Source organism: Micromonospora sp. NPDC093243 (assembly GCF_044753725.1).
Taxonomy (GTDB): domain Bacteria; phylum Actinomycetota; class Actinomycetes; order Mycobacteriales; family Micromonosporaceae; genus Micromonospora.
The window spans coordinates 95357-109294 of sequence record NZ_JBIVNT010000001.1 but is presented as its reverse complement, the minus strand read 5'-3'; the positions used below and the strand labels follow the sequence as shown (position 1 = coordinate 109294).

The window sequence follows — 13938 nt, the reverse complement described above, 5'->3', positions numbered from 1 at the left end:
CCGTGTCCGGTAGCCACATCCGGCACGCAACTCCCCATCGTGAAGGGACACCCTCCCATGACCGACCAGCACGGTGAGCTGGACGCCGCCCTCGAGCGGGTGATCGACGCGGCTCGCCGCCACCTGGCCGCCGTACGTGCCGCGCAGGGCCGCATCGACGACGACGACGTGTGGCAGGCGTACGTGGCGTTGAACAACGCGTCCTACGCCTACGACGAGCAACTCCTGGACGCCTTCGGCGAGGTCACCCCCTGGGACGTGGACTCGATCGACCCGGACGAGGCCGACGAGCGCTTCGGCGGGGCGGAGGGCGCTGAGGCCGGCGACCCGCACCCGCGGGTGATCTCGGTCCGGCAACGTCGGGACTACCGGGTGCCCAGCGTCTCGGCGCTGATCCGGGTCGCCGAGGCCGCCCGCCGCGAGGGCACCCCCGAGGACGACGAGCCGGCGCCCGTGGAGGGCGTCGGTGAGGCGGTGCTGGAGCTGCTGCAGAACGGCGACGGCTCGCTCGGCGCGCTGGACATCCCGGAGCTGGAGCCGCTGGACGGGGTGGTCATGGTCAGCGAGGTCGGCACCCCGGTCGACCTGGAGTCGTTCGATGACGACGACCCGGTCGGGCCGTTCCAGCCGGCCGTGGACGACCGCCTGGTCGGCCGGCTCGACGAGCACCCGTTCCTCGACCTGGACGAGGAGCACGACCACGCCCACTAGGCGGTGACGCCCCGGGGCCCGGCCGTGCGCGGCACGGCCCCGGGGCGCGGGCGTGGCCCCCGGGCGTACGCCCCGGGACGGGCCTGGTCAGTACGACAGGCCAGGCTGCGGCTGGTTGACCCGCCGACGGCGCAGCACCACCTGCCGCGTGCCGTCCCGGAACAGCCGCACCCGGGCCAACTCCCAACCGGAGAACTCCGCCTGGATCGCCAGCTGCGCCGCGGCGGTCAGCCGGTCGACGTTCGGCGGGAGCCGCAGCGGCGCGTATTCGTAGTCCATGAGCCCTATGCTGCCCAGCCCAGCGGCCGTTCGCCACCCCGAGCGGGGTGACCGACGCCGCCACCCGGGTGGTTCCTGCCGCCCTGGTCGCCGGTGCCCTACTCGGGTGGCGGGTTCGCGGCGAGCAGGGCGGTCAGCGTCGGCGCGGCCAGCGCGACGGCCCGGGCGCTGCCCGGATCCACCGCCAGCCCCCAGGAGGCGTCCGGCCAGTCCGCGAGCAGCTCGGCGCAGGGCAGCGCGACGAACGGCACACCGTCCCCGGCGAAGGCGGCCAGCGCCTGCGGGGAGGTGAAGACCGGCAGCAGCGGGGCGCCGGTGGCGTCGCCGACCACCGTCCAGGGGAAGTCGTGCTCCGGCGACGGTTCCCCGGCGAGCGGGACGCAGACCGTGGCGCCGGCCAGCATCCCGAGATAGCCGGGCAGGTCCTGCCGCTCGGCGGCCGCGGCGAGCAGCCGCACGATCGCCGGTTCGCCCGCCGGACTTATCGGGGCGGGCGCCGTCGCCACGGACCCGGAGGCCGGGCCCGTCGGGGCGGGCGCCGTCGCCACAGACCCGGAGGCCGGGCCCGTCGGGGCGGGCGCCGTCGCCGGGGTCGGGCCGGTCTCGGCCGCCGCGCGGGGAGCGGGCACCGGCGGTGGCGAGGGGTGGCCGACGGGCGGCACGGGTCGGCAGGAGAGCGCGCCCGGGTCGGCGGTCAGCACCTCGGCCGCGGTGCGGGTGACGAACGCGCTGAGCCAGTCCAGCCGTTCCGGGCTGCGCGTCGTCTCGTACCACCAGCCGGCCCCGTCGGTCGGGCGGCGCCAGCCGAGCGCGGCCAGGCGTGCCTCGTCGTAGCCCGGGCAGAGCGCCCGGACCACCTCGCGGCGCACCAGCAGCCGTATCGCGCGCGGACCGGCGGCGAGCTCCAGGTCGGTGTCGCGGTCACAGCGGGCGAGGGTGTCACGCAGCCGCGCGGTGATCTCCGGCCAGGTCGGTGGGGTCATGCCGGCGAGCCGGGCAGGCGGCCGTCGAGGCGCCCGAGCCGGCCGATGGTCTCCTCCAGGCGGCCCATCGCGGAGAAGTCGCCGGGCGTGCCGAACAGCTCGCCCAGCCCGGCGCCGAGCTGGGCGTCCAGCCCCTCGGTGCGCTCCTCGACCTGCTCGGCGGCGACCGAGCGGGCCTTGCCGTACGCCTCGAGCACCAGTTCCGCCAACCCCTCGGTGCCGGCGCGCAGCGCGCTCGGCGCGAAGCTCAGGCCGGTGAGCACGCCGGTGGCGTCGACGGTCACGGAGACGAGGCCGCTCTCGTCGGTCGCGGTGGCGGACAGTTCGGTCAGGTCGTCGCGAAGGCCGGCGAAGCGCCGTTCGATGTCGGCGATCCGCCCGGCGAGCGCGTCGAACGCGGACAGCGGGTCAGCCATGAGATCCTCCCCCGTGGACGGTGGCACCGGGGTGGTGCCCGGTGGCCGATGAATCGTATCGTCGGTGCGCCGGACACACGGGGGAGGAAGGCATGCCGCCTGACATCGAGGTCGACGTGCACGCGGTGCGTCGACTGGAGACAGCCGCCAAGCAGGTCGCCAGCTCGCTTGCCGCGCTGGAGAGCCAGATCGCCTCCGCCGGCGACGTGCCGTCGGGCGCCTTCGGCCACCTGCCGTTCGCCAGCGACATGCTGCGCGACAAGTACGCCGAGCAGGTCACCGGCGGCCAGGAGCTGTTCCGTTCCGCGCACGACGCGTTCCAGCGGGTCGCCCTCGCGCTCGGCGACACGGTGCAGATGTACGAGCTCAACGAGCAGGACATCGACGCCGGCTTCAAGGCCATCCAGTCGAGGATGCCGGGATGAGCGGGCCCGCCGGCAGCGCCGTCCAGCTGTGGAACGGCCTCGACAACGCGCTCTCCGGGGTGCAGGACGCGGTCGACAGCGTCTGCCGCACCCTGGCCTGGCCGCTGATCCAGCTCGTCGACATGGTCGACGGCGAGCCCGCCGCCCTGCGCGCCAAGGCCGCGGAGTGGGACGCGCTGGCCGCGCAGGTGCGTGACCTGGCGCAGGGGCACCGCGGCGTCCGGCTGGCCGCGCAGGCCGGGTGGCGCTCGCCCGCCGGTGAGGCGTACGGCCAGCGGCTCGCCGAGGTGGAGCAGCAGCTGCTCGACCTCGCCGCGCAGTTCACCGCGACCGCCGAATACCTGCGCGGCGTCGCCGACGGCCTGCAGATGGTGCACGACGTGCTCGTCGACCTCTGCGTCGAGTTCGTGAACTTCCTGCTGGTCACGCTGGTGACCGCGCTGCTCATGGCGCCGTTCACCGCCGGCGCCTCCTGGGCCGCCGGCGTGGGGCTGGCGGTGACCCGGGGCATGATCGCGGTGACCCGGGCGCTGAAGGTCATCCGCCCGCTCGCCACCCACCTGCAGAAGGTGATCAGGCTGCTCCAGCGGGTGCTGCTCTACCTGCGCAAGCTGCGCAGCCACCTCGACAAGCTGGTCGACAAGCAGAAGGCGCTGCGCAAGGGCGCGAAGTACGCCGACAAGCGGCGCGCCGCCGGCAAGGCCGACAAGTGGTACCACAAGGTCACCGACCCAACGAAGGGCACCTACAAGCTGGGCAAGTCGGGTTCGCCGTTCGACATGAGCACCCTCGACCGGGCCGGCGCGCTGCGGGCACACGGTCTCACCGACGGCGCTCGGGTGATCGCCCGCGACTGGGCCACCAACCTGCCGTGGAACGTGCCGAACTCCGTCGTGCACGGCGTCACCTGGGGCACCGTGGCGCTCACCTCCGGCCTCTCCGTGCCCGGCGCGGACCTGGTCGGCGACCAGATCGGCGAGAAGGTGCAGGACGGCGCCGACTGGATCGACCAGAATGTCTTCGGGCAGCCGCCGGCCGAACAGCCCACGGGCCGGTAGCCCGGTCGAGGAGGTAGCGCGTGACGTCAGGGGATCGGGGTCGGCTCGGTCGGTTCGCCGACGCGGTGCGCGGCGGTGCCCGAGCGGCCCGCGACAAGGCCCGCGAGCTGCGCGACGAGTTCCGCACCAGCGACGAGCCCGAGCGCGCCCTCGTCGCGCCGCTGCTGAGCGGTCAGGAGCTGCGCTACGTCGGGCTGGCCCCGGTCCGGGCGCCCGAGAACCACCGGGCGGGCAGCCAGTTGGCCGACCGGATGGCCGACGAGATGGCCGAGGCGCTCGATCCTCGGGCGCTGTTCGGGCTGCTCAACATCGTCAACCCGGTGGTCTGGGTGGACGCGGTGATGACGCCGGTGCGGCTGGCCGCCGGGGTGCTGCTGCTGCCCGGCAAGGCCGCCGCCCTCGCCGCCGGGCTGCCCGAGGAAGCGCCGCCGCAGTCCGGCCCACCGCACCAGCCGGTGCAGCGGGAGCCGTTGCCCCTGACCGAGGAGCAGGAGGCGTTCCGGGCGCTCTTCCGGCTCAGCCGGTACCGCCCGCTGGCCGACCAGCTCGCCGAGATCGCCTACCGCCGCCGCTACGTCTTCAGCGGCGACCTCGCCACCCTCGCCGGCAGCCTGCTGCTCTTCCTGGAGCGCTACAGCGGCACGCCGCTGGCGGTGACCGACACCCACCTGTACCTGCTGCGGATGGGGCGCCGGCCCGACGAGGGCCGCCCCGACCGGCGCCAGCCACGGGTGCTGTGGAGCGTGCCGCGCAGCCGGGTGCTCCGGGTCGACTCCGAGCGCGGCACGGCGGGGCTGGTGCAGTTCCCGTCCACCATCTTCTTCGACGACGGCTCATGGATCCGGATCGTCAACCCGGCGCTGCGCGACGACCAGTCCCGCTTCCTGACCGCGATCCGTGAGCTTCCCGGGCAGCGGCCGACGCCCTGACCCGGCCGAGCGCTCCGGCGGCGCCCGGCGGGTCAGCTGTCGCGCTCGGGGTAGCCGACCGGCACCGACGACACGTCGTCCAGCGCGGTGGTGATCTCCTCGGGCAGTGTCATCCGCTCCACCTGGAGCGCACCGAGCAGCTGACCGACCGTGCGGGCGCCCAGGATCGGCGCGGTCACCCCGGGCCGGTCCCGGATCCAGGCCAGCGCCACCTCCGTCGGCGAGACGCCGAGCCCACCGGCGGCGGTGGCCACCGCCTCCACGATGCTGGAGCAGCGGGGCTCCAGGTAGGTGGCGACGAACCGCTCGAAGTGCGGCGACGCGGCCCGGGAGTCCGCCGGGCGGCCGTGCCGGTACTTGCCGGTGAGCACCCCCCGACCGAGCGGCGACCACGGCAGCACGCCCAACCCGAGCGCGTCGCAGGCGGGCAGCACCTCCCGCTCCACGCCCCGCTCCAGCAACGAGTACTCGACCTGCGCGGCCACCACCGGCGCCCGGCCCGGCCACGCGGTCTGCCAGGCCGCCGCCCGCGCGGTCTGCCAGCCGGAGAAGTTCGACACCCCGACGTAGCGGACCCGACCGCTGGCCACCGCGTGGTCCAGCGCGCCCAGGGTCTCCTCCAGCGGAGTGTCCGGGTCGTAGCCGTGCACCTGGAACAGGTCGACGTGGTCGGTGCCGAGCCGGCGCAGGGACGCGTCCAGCGTCCGCAGCAGGTGCCCCCGGGAGCCGTCCCGGCGCCGTCCGCTGCCCGGCCGCAGCCCCGCCTTGGTGGCGATGAGCAGCTCGTCGCGGGGGACCAGGCTGCCGAGCAGCGACCCGATCACCGACTCGGCGTCACCGTCGCCGTAGACGTCGGCCGTGTCGATCAGGTTGCCGCCCGCGTCGAGGTAACTCTTCAGCTGGGCGGCCGCATCGTCGGCGTCGGTGTCCCGGCCCCAGGTCATGGTGCCGAGCGCGAGCCGCGAAACCGCCAGCCCGCTTCGGCCGAGCGGTCGCTGTTGCATGGGTGAACCTTATTTCGAACCTGCCGCAACCGATATCCTCGCTCCCGTCATGTTGCTCGGCTTCTGCCGGTGTTCCTGCCGCCCGGCCGCCGGAACCGCACCTCGCAGCCTTGCGGGTGAGCCGGTGATCGAGCCGACCGCCCGCATTGCGTAACCTGATGCGACCTGTGGTGCGGATGGGGGAGGACCAGTGCGACTCGGGCTCAGCCTCGGATACCAGACAGCGTGGAGCACGCCGGCCGACCACCTGGCCCTGGCCCAGGAGGCGGATCGGCTCGGCTACTCGGTGGTGTGGGCGGCGGAGGCGTACGGCTCCGACTCGCCCAGCATGCTCGCCTGGATGGCCGGTCAGACCGAGCGGATCGACGTGGGCAGCGCGGTGATGCAGATCCCCGGCCGCACCCCGGCGATGACCGCGATGACAGCGGCGACCATCGACGCCCTCTCCGGCGGCCGGTTCCGGCTCGGCCTGGGCGTCTCCGGCCCGCAGGTCTCCGAAGGCTGGCACGGTGTGCGCTTCGGCAAGCCGCTCGCGCGGACCCGCGAGTTCGTGGACATCGTGAAGCTCGCGATCGCCCGCAAGGAGGTCGCGTACGACGGCGAGTTCTACACCCTGCCGCTGCCCGACGGGCCGGGCAAGGCGCTGCGGTTGGGCTTCCACCCACCCCGCGAGCACATCCCGATCTACCTGGCCGCGGTCGGCCCGAAGAACCTCGAGCTGGCCGGTGAGATCGCCGACGGCTGGCTGGCCGTCTTCTACGCCCCGGAGTTCGCCCAGGAGCAGCTCGACGCGGTCCGCGCCGGGCGGGCCCGGGCCGGCAAGGAGCTGGCCGGCTTCGACGTGGTGCCCTCGGTGCCGGTGGTGGTCGGCGACGACGTGGCCACCTGCGCCGAGCTGGTCCGCTGGTACGCCGCGCTCTACGTCGGCGGGATGGGCAGCCGGCAGCAGAACTTCTACAACCAGCTGGCCACCCGGATGGGCTACGGCGACGCCGCCAAGGAGGTCCAGGACCTCTACCTGGCCAAGCGGCAACGTGACGCGGCCGCCGCGGTGCCGATGGAGTTCATCGACCGCACCTCGCTGCTCGGCCCGAAGGAGCGCATCGCCGAGCGGATGAGGGAGTACGCCGCCGCCGGCGTCACCACGCTGTCGGTGACCCTGTTCGTGGCGGACCGGGACAGCGGCGTGCAGACCCTGCGTACCGTCGCCGAGGCGCTGGAGCTCTCCGGAGTCGGCGAGTGACCTGGGTCGAGGCCATCGTCCTGGGCATCGTCCAGGGGCTCACGGAATTCCTGCCGGTCAGCTCGTCCGGGCACCTGCGGATCACGTCGGCGATCTTCTTCGGCCGCGACGCCGGCGCGTCGTTCACCGCGGTGACCCAGCTGGGCACCGAGGCGGCGGTGCTCATCTACTTCGCCAAGGACATCTGGCGGATCACCCGTACCTGGCTGCTCGGGCTGCGCGACCGTTCGGTGCGCTCCAGCCTGGACTACCGGATGGGCTGGTACGTCATCGTCGGCACCATCCCGATCGGCGCGTTCGGTTTCCTGTTCAAGGACCAGATCAAGACCGCCGGGCGCAACCTCTGGCTGGTGGCCACCACGCTGATCGTCTTCGCCTTCGTGCTGGCCTTCGCCGAGTACTGGGGTCGGCAGACCCGCACCCTGGAGAACTTCCGGATGCGCGACGGCGTGGTGATGGGCTTCGCCCAGGCCATGGCGCTGGTGCCCGGGGTGTCCCGGTCCGGCGGCACGCTCACCGCAGGCCTGCTGCTCAACCTGACCCGGGAGGCGGCGGCTCGGTACTCGTTCCTGCTGGCCATCCCGGCGGTGGTGCTCTCCGGGGTGTTCAGCCTCGGCGACGTCTTCGAGCCGTCCGCGCCGGGCACCGCGGCCCCGACCGTCGCCATGCTGATCGTGGCCACGCTCATCGCGTTCGGCATCGGGTACGCGGCCATCGCCTGGCTGCTGCGCTACGTCGCCCACCACACCCTGTACGTCTTCGTGCTCTACCGGGTGGCGCTGGGCACTCTGGTCCTCGCCTTGCTGATGACCGGCACGATCTCCGCCACCTGACCGCCAGCGAACACGCCGCTGGCCGGCACCCGTGTCAGGGTGCCGGCCAGCGGTCAGATCGTGCTTGTCAGCTGTTCCAGTGCTGGGCGACGAGGTCGGCGGCCTGCTGTTCCCACTGGGCGTAGGCGTCCGGGTAGGCCGACACCTGCACCGTCTGCGCGGCGTCGGTCAGCGGCATGTCCTGCCACCCGTCGACCTGCTTGAGACCCTTTTGGAACGCCATCGTCGAGTAGACGGGGTCGGTGATCTGCTCCGGGGTGCCCCAACCGCTGGAGGGGCGCTGCTGGAACAGGCCCAGCGAGTCGTGGTCATTCATGTCGCCGAGGTGGCCGAGGTTCTCCAGCTTCGACTCCTGCAGGCTGGTGGCGATCGAGATGACCGCGGCCCGCTCGTCCAGACCCGACTTCTTCGTCGCCGCGATGATCGCCTTGACGTTGGTGGTCTGCTCGTCGTTGAGGTCGATACGCGACTGGGTGCCCTGGGTGCCGTGCGGGATCAGCTTGGCGGTGTCCACACCCGGCTTGTCGACCTGCACCACCGCTACGGCGGTGGGCTTGGCGTCCACGACCGGCGCGGCGGCGTGGGCGGCGACGGGGCCGGCGAAGATCCCACCGGCGAAAGCCAGACCAGCAACACTCAGAACGCTCTTACGCATGATCGTGTTCATCGGGAAGCTCCAATTCGGGGGTAGACACCCACACCACCGACGGGGGTCGGCATACGTGCGCGGGTGTGCGGCACCTCGACAAGGCGCTCGTGGATCAAGGGGGAAAGTCTTCCGGCCGGGCCACACGTCAGGGGCTCATCGACCAAGGGGATCCGACGCGGGGGGCTTACGGCGTCGGGTCCAGGTGTAACGACCGGCGGCCCACCATCATTCCGGGGTTGGGCCACCGTCGGCGACCGGATGGACCGGCCGGCGAGCGGGGCTGCTACCTCGGCCGTCGGGGGTATTCAACGACGCCGGGCTGCCCACCATTCCGGCGCCGGGATGCCTCCGGTCACACCCCAAATCGCCCAGACGCGCCCAGGTGGCACGGGTCGCAACGGGCCTCGGGCTGCCGCAGGAGGCATGCATGGCGGCTCGGCGCCAGCCCTCGCAGATTGCGCCCCGGAAACCGGACAATCAGCCACACGGCACCGACCGGTCTCGGCCTGTCCCGCACGCGTCCGGGGGCGCGAGCACGCCGATATGGTCCGGGCCGGGGCCGGCCCGCCGAGCCCATGCCAGCGCCAGTACCGGCGACCGACCCGGGATCACTGAAGTCGGGGTGACGAAGCCACCGGGACACGCCGACATCACTGAGCCCGAGTTGGTCAAACCCGACGGACCCGCCCGATCGACTCCAGATAGCCCATGGCAGTACCCACCCAGCCCGGACACCGCCATGTCGGGCGAGACGGAACGGACCATGGCGAGGTCCGACCCCGGGGACCTCCGTCGGGCCCGGACAGGGCCGGCAGCGCGTGCAATGCGTACGCTCGGCGAGCGCGGCCGGTCGGGGCGGTCGGCGAGGTCATAGGGTGGTCCCCGTGGCGACCCTTCTGCTTCTGCGACACGGCCGGACGACCGCGAACGCCGACGGCGGCCTAGCCGGTCGGCAACCGGTCGAGCTGGACGAGACCGGTAGGTCGCAGGCCGCCGCGGTGGGTGAGCGGCTGCGCGGCCTGCCGCTGGCCGCGGTGGTGACCAGCCCGTTGATCCGGTGCCGGCAGACGCTGGAGCTGGCGCTGCCCGACGCGACCCCGGCCGTCGAGGAGGGGCTGATCGAGTGCGGCTACGGCAGCTGGGAGGGGCAACCGCTGAAGAAGCTGGCCAAGGAGCCGCTCTGGCCGGTGGTCCAGCAACACCCCAGTGCCGCGGTCTTCCCGCAGGGGGAGGCGATGGCCGCGATGGCGGCCCGCGCGGTGGCGGCGGTGCGCTCCTGGGACGCCCGGGTCACCGCCGAGCACGGGCCCGAGGCGGTCTGGCTGGCCTGCAGCCACGGCGATGTGATCAAGGCCATCGTGGCCGACGCGCTCGGCGTACACCTGGATCTCTTCCAGCGGATCGTCGCGGACCCGGCATCGGTGACCGCGATCCGCTACACCCCGCTGCGACCGTTCCTGGTCCGGCTCAACGACACCGGCGGCGACCTGGCCGGTCTGGTCCCGGCGCCGCGCAAGCGCCGCCGGCGGACCCCCCGGCCGACCGACTCGGACGCCGCGGTGGGCGGCGGCGCCGGTGCGGCCCACTGAACCCCGCGGGCGGCGCCGAGCCGACCCCGAGGCCGGCGGGGTCGCCACGCCCGACCGGGTCCGGCGGTACGGCGGGCGCGCCGGCCGGGCGGCGATTCGGGTCGGTGGGGTGCGCGACGCCATGACGGGCCGGATAGGGTCGTGGGTATGACCCACCAGGTGCACGCCTTCGAGCCGCCGGAGCGGTTCGTCGCCGGGACCGTCGGGCCGCCGGGGGAGCGCACGTTCTTCCTCCAGGCGCGCGGCGGCGGCCGGCTGGTCAGCGTCGCGCTGGAGAAGGTCCAGGTGTCCCTGCTCGCCGAGAAGCTCGAGGAGCTGCTCACCGAGGCGCAGCGCCGCTTCGGGGTCGATCTGCCCGAGGCGCCCGCCGTGATCGGCGACAACGAGCCGCTGGACACGCCGGTCGACGAGGAGTTCCGGGTCGGCACCCTCGGGCTGGCCTTCGACGTCGACAGCGCCACCGTGGTGATCGAGGCGATCGCCGCCGGGGAGGCGGAGGCCGAGGTCGAGCTGGGCGAATCCGACGACGACGATGACGACGATGACGACGACGAGGAGCCGGACGAGGACCTCGACCGGCTGCGGGTCCGGCTCACCCCGCAGGCGACCCGCGAGTTCATCGAGCGGGCCCGGCGAGTGGTCAACGCCGGTCGACCGCCCTGCCCGCTCTGCGGCCAACCGCTGGATCCCGCCGGGCACCTCTGCCCGCGGCACAACGGTTACCACCGGTGACGTCGTCCGGCATCCAGCCCCGACAGGACGGCAGCGCCGCACTCCGGCTGCTGCGTGACGGCGAGCTCGCCCTGGAGGGCCGGCTGGTCGACGCGTCGAACACCACCCTGCGCGGGGTGCTGACCCTGGACGACCTCAGCGCCCGCTGCGTCTACAAGCCGGTGCGGGGCGAACGCCCGCTCTGGGACTTCCCCGACGGCACCCTCGCCGGCCGGGAGGTCTCGGCCTACCTGGTCTCCCGGGCCTCCGGCTGGGATCTGGTGCCGCCGACGGTGCTGCGCGACGGCCCGTTCGGGCCGGGGTCGTGCCAGCTCTGGATCGACGAGCCGGAGGAGGCCGAGCCGCTGGTCGGGTTCGTACCGGCCGACGAGCTGCCGCCACGCTGGTTCCCGATCGCGGCCGCCCGCGACGACGACGGCACCCCGTACGCGCTGGCCCACGCCGACGATCCTCGGCTGGCCCGGCTCGCGGTCCTCGACGCCGTGATCAACAATGCCGACCGCAAGGGTGGGCACGTGCTCGTCGGGCCGGACGACCGGATCTACGGCGTCGACCACGGGGTGAGCTTCCACGTCGAGGGCAAGCTGCGCACGGTGCTCTGGGGCTGGGCCGGCCGGCAGCTGCCGCCGGACGCGACGCAGATGCTCGACGCGCTCGCCGGCCAGGTCACCGGCCCGCTCGGCGCCGAACTCGACGACCATCTGACGATCAGCGAGATCGCCGAGCTGGCCGCCCGGATCGACCGGCTGCGCGACACCGGCCGGTTCCCGTTGCCGTCGGAGGACTGGCCGGCGGTGCCCTGGCCGCCGATGTGAGCTGAGCGGGCCCGCCTCGACCTGCTGTCATGTTGATCACCTGTGGGGGCGGCCGCCCGGCCCCGGCCGGCTGGTTAGGCTGGCGGTCATGGAAGCGTGGACGGGACACGAGGTGCCGCGGCTGCCGGGTAGCGGCCGGCCGCTGGAGTTGTACGACTCGGCGCGGCAGGGCGTGCACCCGAGCGATCCGACGGACGTGGCGCGGATGTACGTCTGCGGCATCACCCCGTACGACGCGACCCACCTCGGCCACGCCGCCACCATGATTACCTTCGATCTGGTGCAGCGGATGTGGCGGGACGCCGGGCGTCCGGTCCGCTACGTGCAGAACGTCACCGACATCGACGACCCGCTGCTGGAGCGGGCCGCCCGCGACGGCGAGGACTGGGTGGTCCTGGCGATGCGCGAGACGGCGCTGTTCCGCGAGGACATGGAGGCGCTGCGGATCATCCCGCCGGAGCACTACGTGGGCGCCGTCGAGTCGATCCCGGATATCGCCGACAAGGTCCAGCTGCTGCTCAAGGACGGCGCCGCCTACCGCCTCGACGACGGCACCGGCGACGTCTACTACGACATCTCCGCCACGCCTCGCTTCGGCTACGAGTCGAACCTGAGCCGGGAGGAGATGCTGAAGATCTTCCCGGAGCGCGGCGGTGACCCGGACCGGGCCGGCAAGCGCGACCCGCTCGACCCTCTGCTCTGGCGCGGCACCCGCGAGGGTGAGCCGTCCTGGCCGGGCGGCGACCTCGGGCCGGGTCGCCCGGGCTGGCACATCGAGTGCGCGGTGATCGCGCTGAACCTGCTGGGCAACCAGATCGACGTGCAGGGCGGCGGCAACGACCTGCTCTTCCCGCACCACGAGGCGTCCGCGGCGCACGCCGAGCGGCTGACCGGCGAGGCGCCGTTCGCCCGGCACTACGTGCACGCCGGCATGATCGGGCTGGACGGCGAGAAGATGTCGAAGTCCCGGGGCAACCTGGTCTTCGTCTCCCGGCTGCGGGCCGACCGGGTCGACCCGATGGCGGTCCGGTTGGCGCTGCTGACCGGGCACTACCGCAGCGACCGCACCTGGACCGACGAGTTGCTGAGCGCGGCGCAGGAGCGGCTGGACCGCTGGCGGCGGGCCGCCGCCGCGCCCGCCGGGCCGTCCGGGGCCGAGCTGCTGGCCGGCGTACGTGACCGGCTCGCCGACGACCTGGACAGCCCGGGCGCCCTGGCGGTGGCCGACGCCTGGGCCGAGCAGGCCCTCGCCGGCACCGGCGACGACTCCACCGCCCCCGCCCTCTTCGCGAAGACGGTAGACGCCCTCCTCGGCATCCGCCTCTAACCCCCAGCCCCAGTCCCAGCCCCGCCCCCACCCCTGTCCCGGGTCGATCATGCAGTTGTGGTGCCTCGCAAAAGGCACGGTGGTGGGCGATCCGCCCACCACAACTGCATGATCGCGGGGGCGGGGGCGGGCGGGGTGGGGGTCAGCCGAGGACTAGGCCGGGGTCGGGTTCCGGGTCGGCGGCCGGGGCCGGGATCTTGTACTCCTCGGTGAGGGTGGTCATCGGGCCGGGCCAGGTGGCCTGGGCGACCTCGATCGGTTTGTGGGCGCCGTCGTAGGCGACGTGCAGCAGGTGCAGCACGGGGGTGTCCGGGCGGATCTGCAGCGTCTCCGCCTCCTCCCGGCTGGGCTGGCGGGCGCTGATCGTGTCGGTCGCCGAGACGTACCGGCGGCCGGTGGCCTCCTCGGCCTCCTGGTAGAGCGGCCGGCCGAACGCCTCGGCCCGCTCCAGGGTGGTGCCGGCGGTGTCGGCGGGCAGGAACCAGGAGGCGCCCACCTCGACGGGGGAGTCCTCGGTGCGGACCAGGTGCCGCCGGCAGAGCAGGTCGGTGCCGTCGGCCACGCCGAACGCGTCGGCCACCTCCGCCGGGGCCGGGGCCCGGCCGACGGAGACGAGCTGCTGCCGGTATCGGGCGGCCAGGTCGGTGTGGTAGCCGCGGAAGCCGCCGTAGCGCCCACGGGAGAGCCGGTTGAGCCGCCGCCGGGTGCCGCGGACGTACGTACCGGAGCCCGGCTTGGTGATGAGGATGCCCTCGACCCGCAGCTGGTCGACGGCGCGCTGCACGGTCTGCTTCGCCACGCCGAACATCTCGGCGATGGCCGGGATGGACGGCAGCCGCTCGCCCGGCCCCCAGTCGCCGCGCCGCACCTGGGCCTTGAGCTGCGCGGCGATCTGCCGGTGCGGGAACTCGGCAGCGCCCGGATTGATCTGCATGCCCGCCTCCT

At 73.5% G+C, this 13938-nt stretch carries 16 protein-coding genes; 10 read left to right on the top strand and 6 right to left on the bottom strand.

The genetic code is table 11. From position 1 onward, the window contains the following. Positions 1-57 precede the first annotated feature (57 nt). The gene (locus ACIP9D_RS00555; protein ID WP_350876515.1) at positions 58-711 is read left to right on the top strand and encodes a hypothetical protein; all 654 of its coding nucleotides are present in this window, start codon (positions 58-60) and stop codon (positions 709-711) included. An 87-nt stretch (positions 712-798) separates the two neighbouring features. Here ACIP9D_RS00555 and ACIP9D_RS00550 read toward each other — a convergent pair whose 3' ends face one another. The 3 genes from ACIP9D_RS00550 to ACIP9D_RS00540 form a co-directional block, all read right to left on the bottom strand. After that, positions 799-990 (bottom strand): DUF5703 family protein, encoded by a 192-nt coding sequence (locus tag ACIP9D_RS00550; protein WP_053655860.1) that lies wholly within the window; start codon positions 988-990, stop codon positions 799-801. Positions 991-1088: 98 nt separating this feature from the next. Continuing rightward, positions 1089-1973 (bottom strand): SseB family protein, encoded by an 885-nt coding sequence (locus ACIP9D_RS00545; RefSeq protein ID WP_350876513.1) that lies wholly within the window; start codon positions 1971-1973, stop codon positions 1089-1091. After that, positions 1970-2389 (bottom strand): YbaB/EbfC family nucleoid-associated protein, encoded by a 420-nt coding sequence (locus ACIP9D_RS00540; RefSeq protein WP_350876510.1) that lies wholly within the window; start codon positions 2387-2389, stop codon positions 1970-1972. The genes ACIP9D_RS00545 and ACIP9D_RS00540 overlap by 4 nt, the downstream gene beginning before the upstream one ends. A 92-nt stretch (positions 2390-2481) precedes the next feature. Here ACIP9D_RS00540 and ACIP9D_RS00535 point away from each other — a divergent pair, with 92 nt between their 5' ends. The 3 genes from ACIP9D_RS00535 to ACIP9D_RS00525 are packed head-to-tail and all read left to right on the top strand — an operon-like array spanning position 2482 to position 4801. Beyond that, entirely contained in the window at positions 2482-2814 is a 333-nt protein-coding gene (locus ACIP9D_RS00535) for a hypothetical protein (protein WP_350876508.1), read from the top strand. Next, the gene (locus tag ACIP9D_RS00530) at positions 2811-3872 is read left to right on the top strand and encodes a WXG100 family type VII secretion target (RefSeq protein ID WP_350876506.1); all 1062 of its coding nucleotides are present in this window, start codon (positions 2811-2813) and stop codon (positions 3870-3872) included. Before ACIP9D_RS00535 ends, ACIP9D_RS00530 begins: the two co-directional genes overlap by 4 nt. Before the next feature lie 20 nt (positions 3873-3892). Further along, positions 3893-4801, top strand: a complete 909-nt coding sequence (locus ACIP9D_RS00525) for a hypothetical protein (RefSeq protein ID WP_350876504.1) — start codon at positions 3893-3895, stop codon at positions 4799-4801. 32 nt (positions 4802-4833) lie between these two features. Here the strand turns inward: ACIP9D_RS00525 and ACIP9D_RS00520 are convergent, their stop codons facing one another. Then, positions 4834-5805, bottom strand: a complete 972-nt coding sequence (locus ACIP9D_RS00520) for an aldo/keto reductase (RefSeq protein WP_350876502.1) — start codon at positions 5803-5805, stop codon at positions 4834-4836. Between the two features lie 190 nt (positions 5806-5995). Here ACIP9D_RS00520 and ACIP9D_RS00515 point away from each other — a divergent pair, with 190 nt between their 5' ends. Together ACIP9D_RS00515 and ACIP9D_RS00510 are read left to right on the top strand one after the other, a co-directional pair. Further along, positions 5996-7048 carry an LLM class F420-dependent oxidoreductase gene (locus tag ACIP9D_RS00515; protein ID WP_350876500.1) on the top strand — a complete coding sequence of 351 codons (1053 nt, stop codon included), beginning with the start codon at positions 5996-5998 and terminating at the stop codon, positions 7046-7048. After that, positions 7045-7881, top strand: a complete 837-nt coding sequence (locus ACIP9D_RS00510; protein ID WP_350876498.1) for an undecaprenyl-diphosphate phosphatase — start codon at positions 7045-7047, stop codon at positions 7879-7881. The genes ACIP9D_RS00515 and ACIP9D_RS00510 overlap by 4 nt, the downstream gene beginning before the upstream one ends. Before the next feature lie 67 nt (positions 7882-7948). Here the strand turns inward: ACIP9D_RS00510 and ACIP9D_RS00505 are convergent, their stop codons facing one another. After that, positions 7949-8548: a hypothetical protein gene (locus tag ACIP9D_RS00505; protein ID WP_400449089.1), complete on the bottom strand. Its 600-nt coding sequence runs from the start codon at positions 8546-8548 to the stop codon at positions 7949-7951. 857 nt (positions 8549-9405) lie between these two features. On the opposite strand from ACIP9D_RS00505, the gene ACIP9D_RS00500 reads away from it, so the two are divergent. The 4 genes from ACIP9D_RS00500 (at position 9406) to mshC (ending at position 12993) form a co-directional block, all read left to right on the top strand. Further along, positions 9406-10119 carry a histidine phosphatase family protein gene (locus ACIP9D_RS00500; protein WP_350876995.1) on the top strand — a complete coding sequence of 238 codons (714 nt, stop codon included), beginning with the start codon at positions 9406-9408 and terminating at the stop codon, positions 10117-10119. A 147-nt stretch (positions 10120-10266) separates the two neighbouring features. Next, positions 10267-10851: a DUF3090 domain-containing protein gene (locus tag ACIP9D_RS00495; RefSeq protein WP_350876993.1), complete on the top strand. Its 585-nt coding sequence runs from the start codon at positions 10267-10269 to the stop codon at positions 10849-10851. After that, complete coding sequence (locus tag ACIP9D_RS00490; protein ID WP_350876991.1) at positions 10848-11666, top strand: SCO1664 family protein; 819 nt, start codon at positions 10848-10850, stop codon at positions 11664-11666. Before ACIP9D_RS00495 ends, ACIP9D_RS00490 begins: the two co-directional genes overlap by 4 nt. An 88-nt stretch (positions 11667-11754) precedes the next feature. Continuing rightward, a complete protein-coding gene (mshC, locus tag ACIP9D_RS00485) occupies positions 11755-12993 on the top strand; it encodes a cysteine--1-D-myo-inosityl 2-amino-2-deoxy-alpha-D-glucopyranoside ligase (protein WP_350876989.1) in 1239 nt (412 codons plus the stop codon). 142 nt (positions 12994-13135) lie between these two features. On the opposite strand, the gene ACIP9D_RS00480 is transcribed toward mshC, so the two are convergent. Then, positions 13136-13927 (bottom strand): GntR family transcriptional regulator, encoded by a 792-nt coding sequence (locus tag ACIP9D_RS00480; RefSeq protein WP_350876987.1) that lies wholly within the window; start codon positions 13925-13927, stop codon positions 13136-13138. Positions 13928-13938: the final 11 nt, after the last annotated feature.

Bases quoted from the DNA above. Each gene is read 5' to 3' on its own strand.
- ACIP9D_RS00555 (WP_350876515.1), top strand. From the start codon at position 58: ATGACCGACCAGCACGGTGAGCTGGACGCCGCCCTCGAGCGGGTGATC.
- ACIP9D_RS00550 (WP_053655860.1), bottom strand. From the start codon at position 990: ATGGACTACGAATACGCGCCGCTGCGGCTCCCGCCGAACGTCGACCGG.
- ACIP9D_RS00545 (WP_350876513.1), bottom strand. From the start codon at position 1,973: ATGACCCCACCGACCTGGCCGGAGATCACCGCGCGGCTGCGTGACACC.
- ACIP9D_RS00540 (WP_350876510.1), bottom strand. From the start codon at position 2,389: ATGGCTGACCCGCTGTCCGCGTTCGACGCGCTCGCCGGGCGGATCGCC.
- ACIP9D_RS00535 (WP_350876508.1), top strand. From the start codon at position 2,482: ATGCCGCCTGACATCGAGGTCGACGTGCACGCGGTGCGTCGACTGGAG.
- ACIP9D_RS00530 (WP_350876506.1), top strand. From the start codon at position 2,811: ATGAGCGGGCCCGCCGGCAGCGCCGTCCAGCTGTGGAACGGCCTCGAC.
- ACIP9D_RS00520 (WP_350876502.1), bottom strand. From the start codon at position 5,805: ATGCAACAGCGACCGCTCGGCCGAAGCGGGCTGGCGGTTTCGCGGCTC.
- ACIP9D_RS00505 (WP_400449089.1), bottom strand. From the start codon at position 8,548: ATGAACACGATCATGCGTAAGAGCGTTCTGAGTGTTGCTGGTCTGGCT.
- ACIP9D_RS00495 (WP_350876993.1), top strand. From the start codon at position 10,267: ATGACCCACCAGGTGCACGCCTTCGAGCCGCCGGAGCGGTTCGTCGCC.
- mshC (WP_350876989.1), top strand. From the start codon at position 11,755: ATGGAAGCGTGGACGGGACACGAGGTGCCGCGGCTGCCGGGTAGCGGC.
- ACIP9D_RS00480 (WP_350876987.1), bottom strand. From the start codon at position 13,927: ATGCAGATCAATCCGGGCGCTGCCGAGTTCCCGCACCGGCAGATCGCC.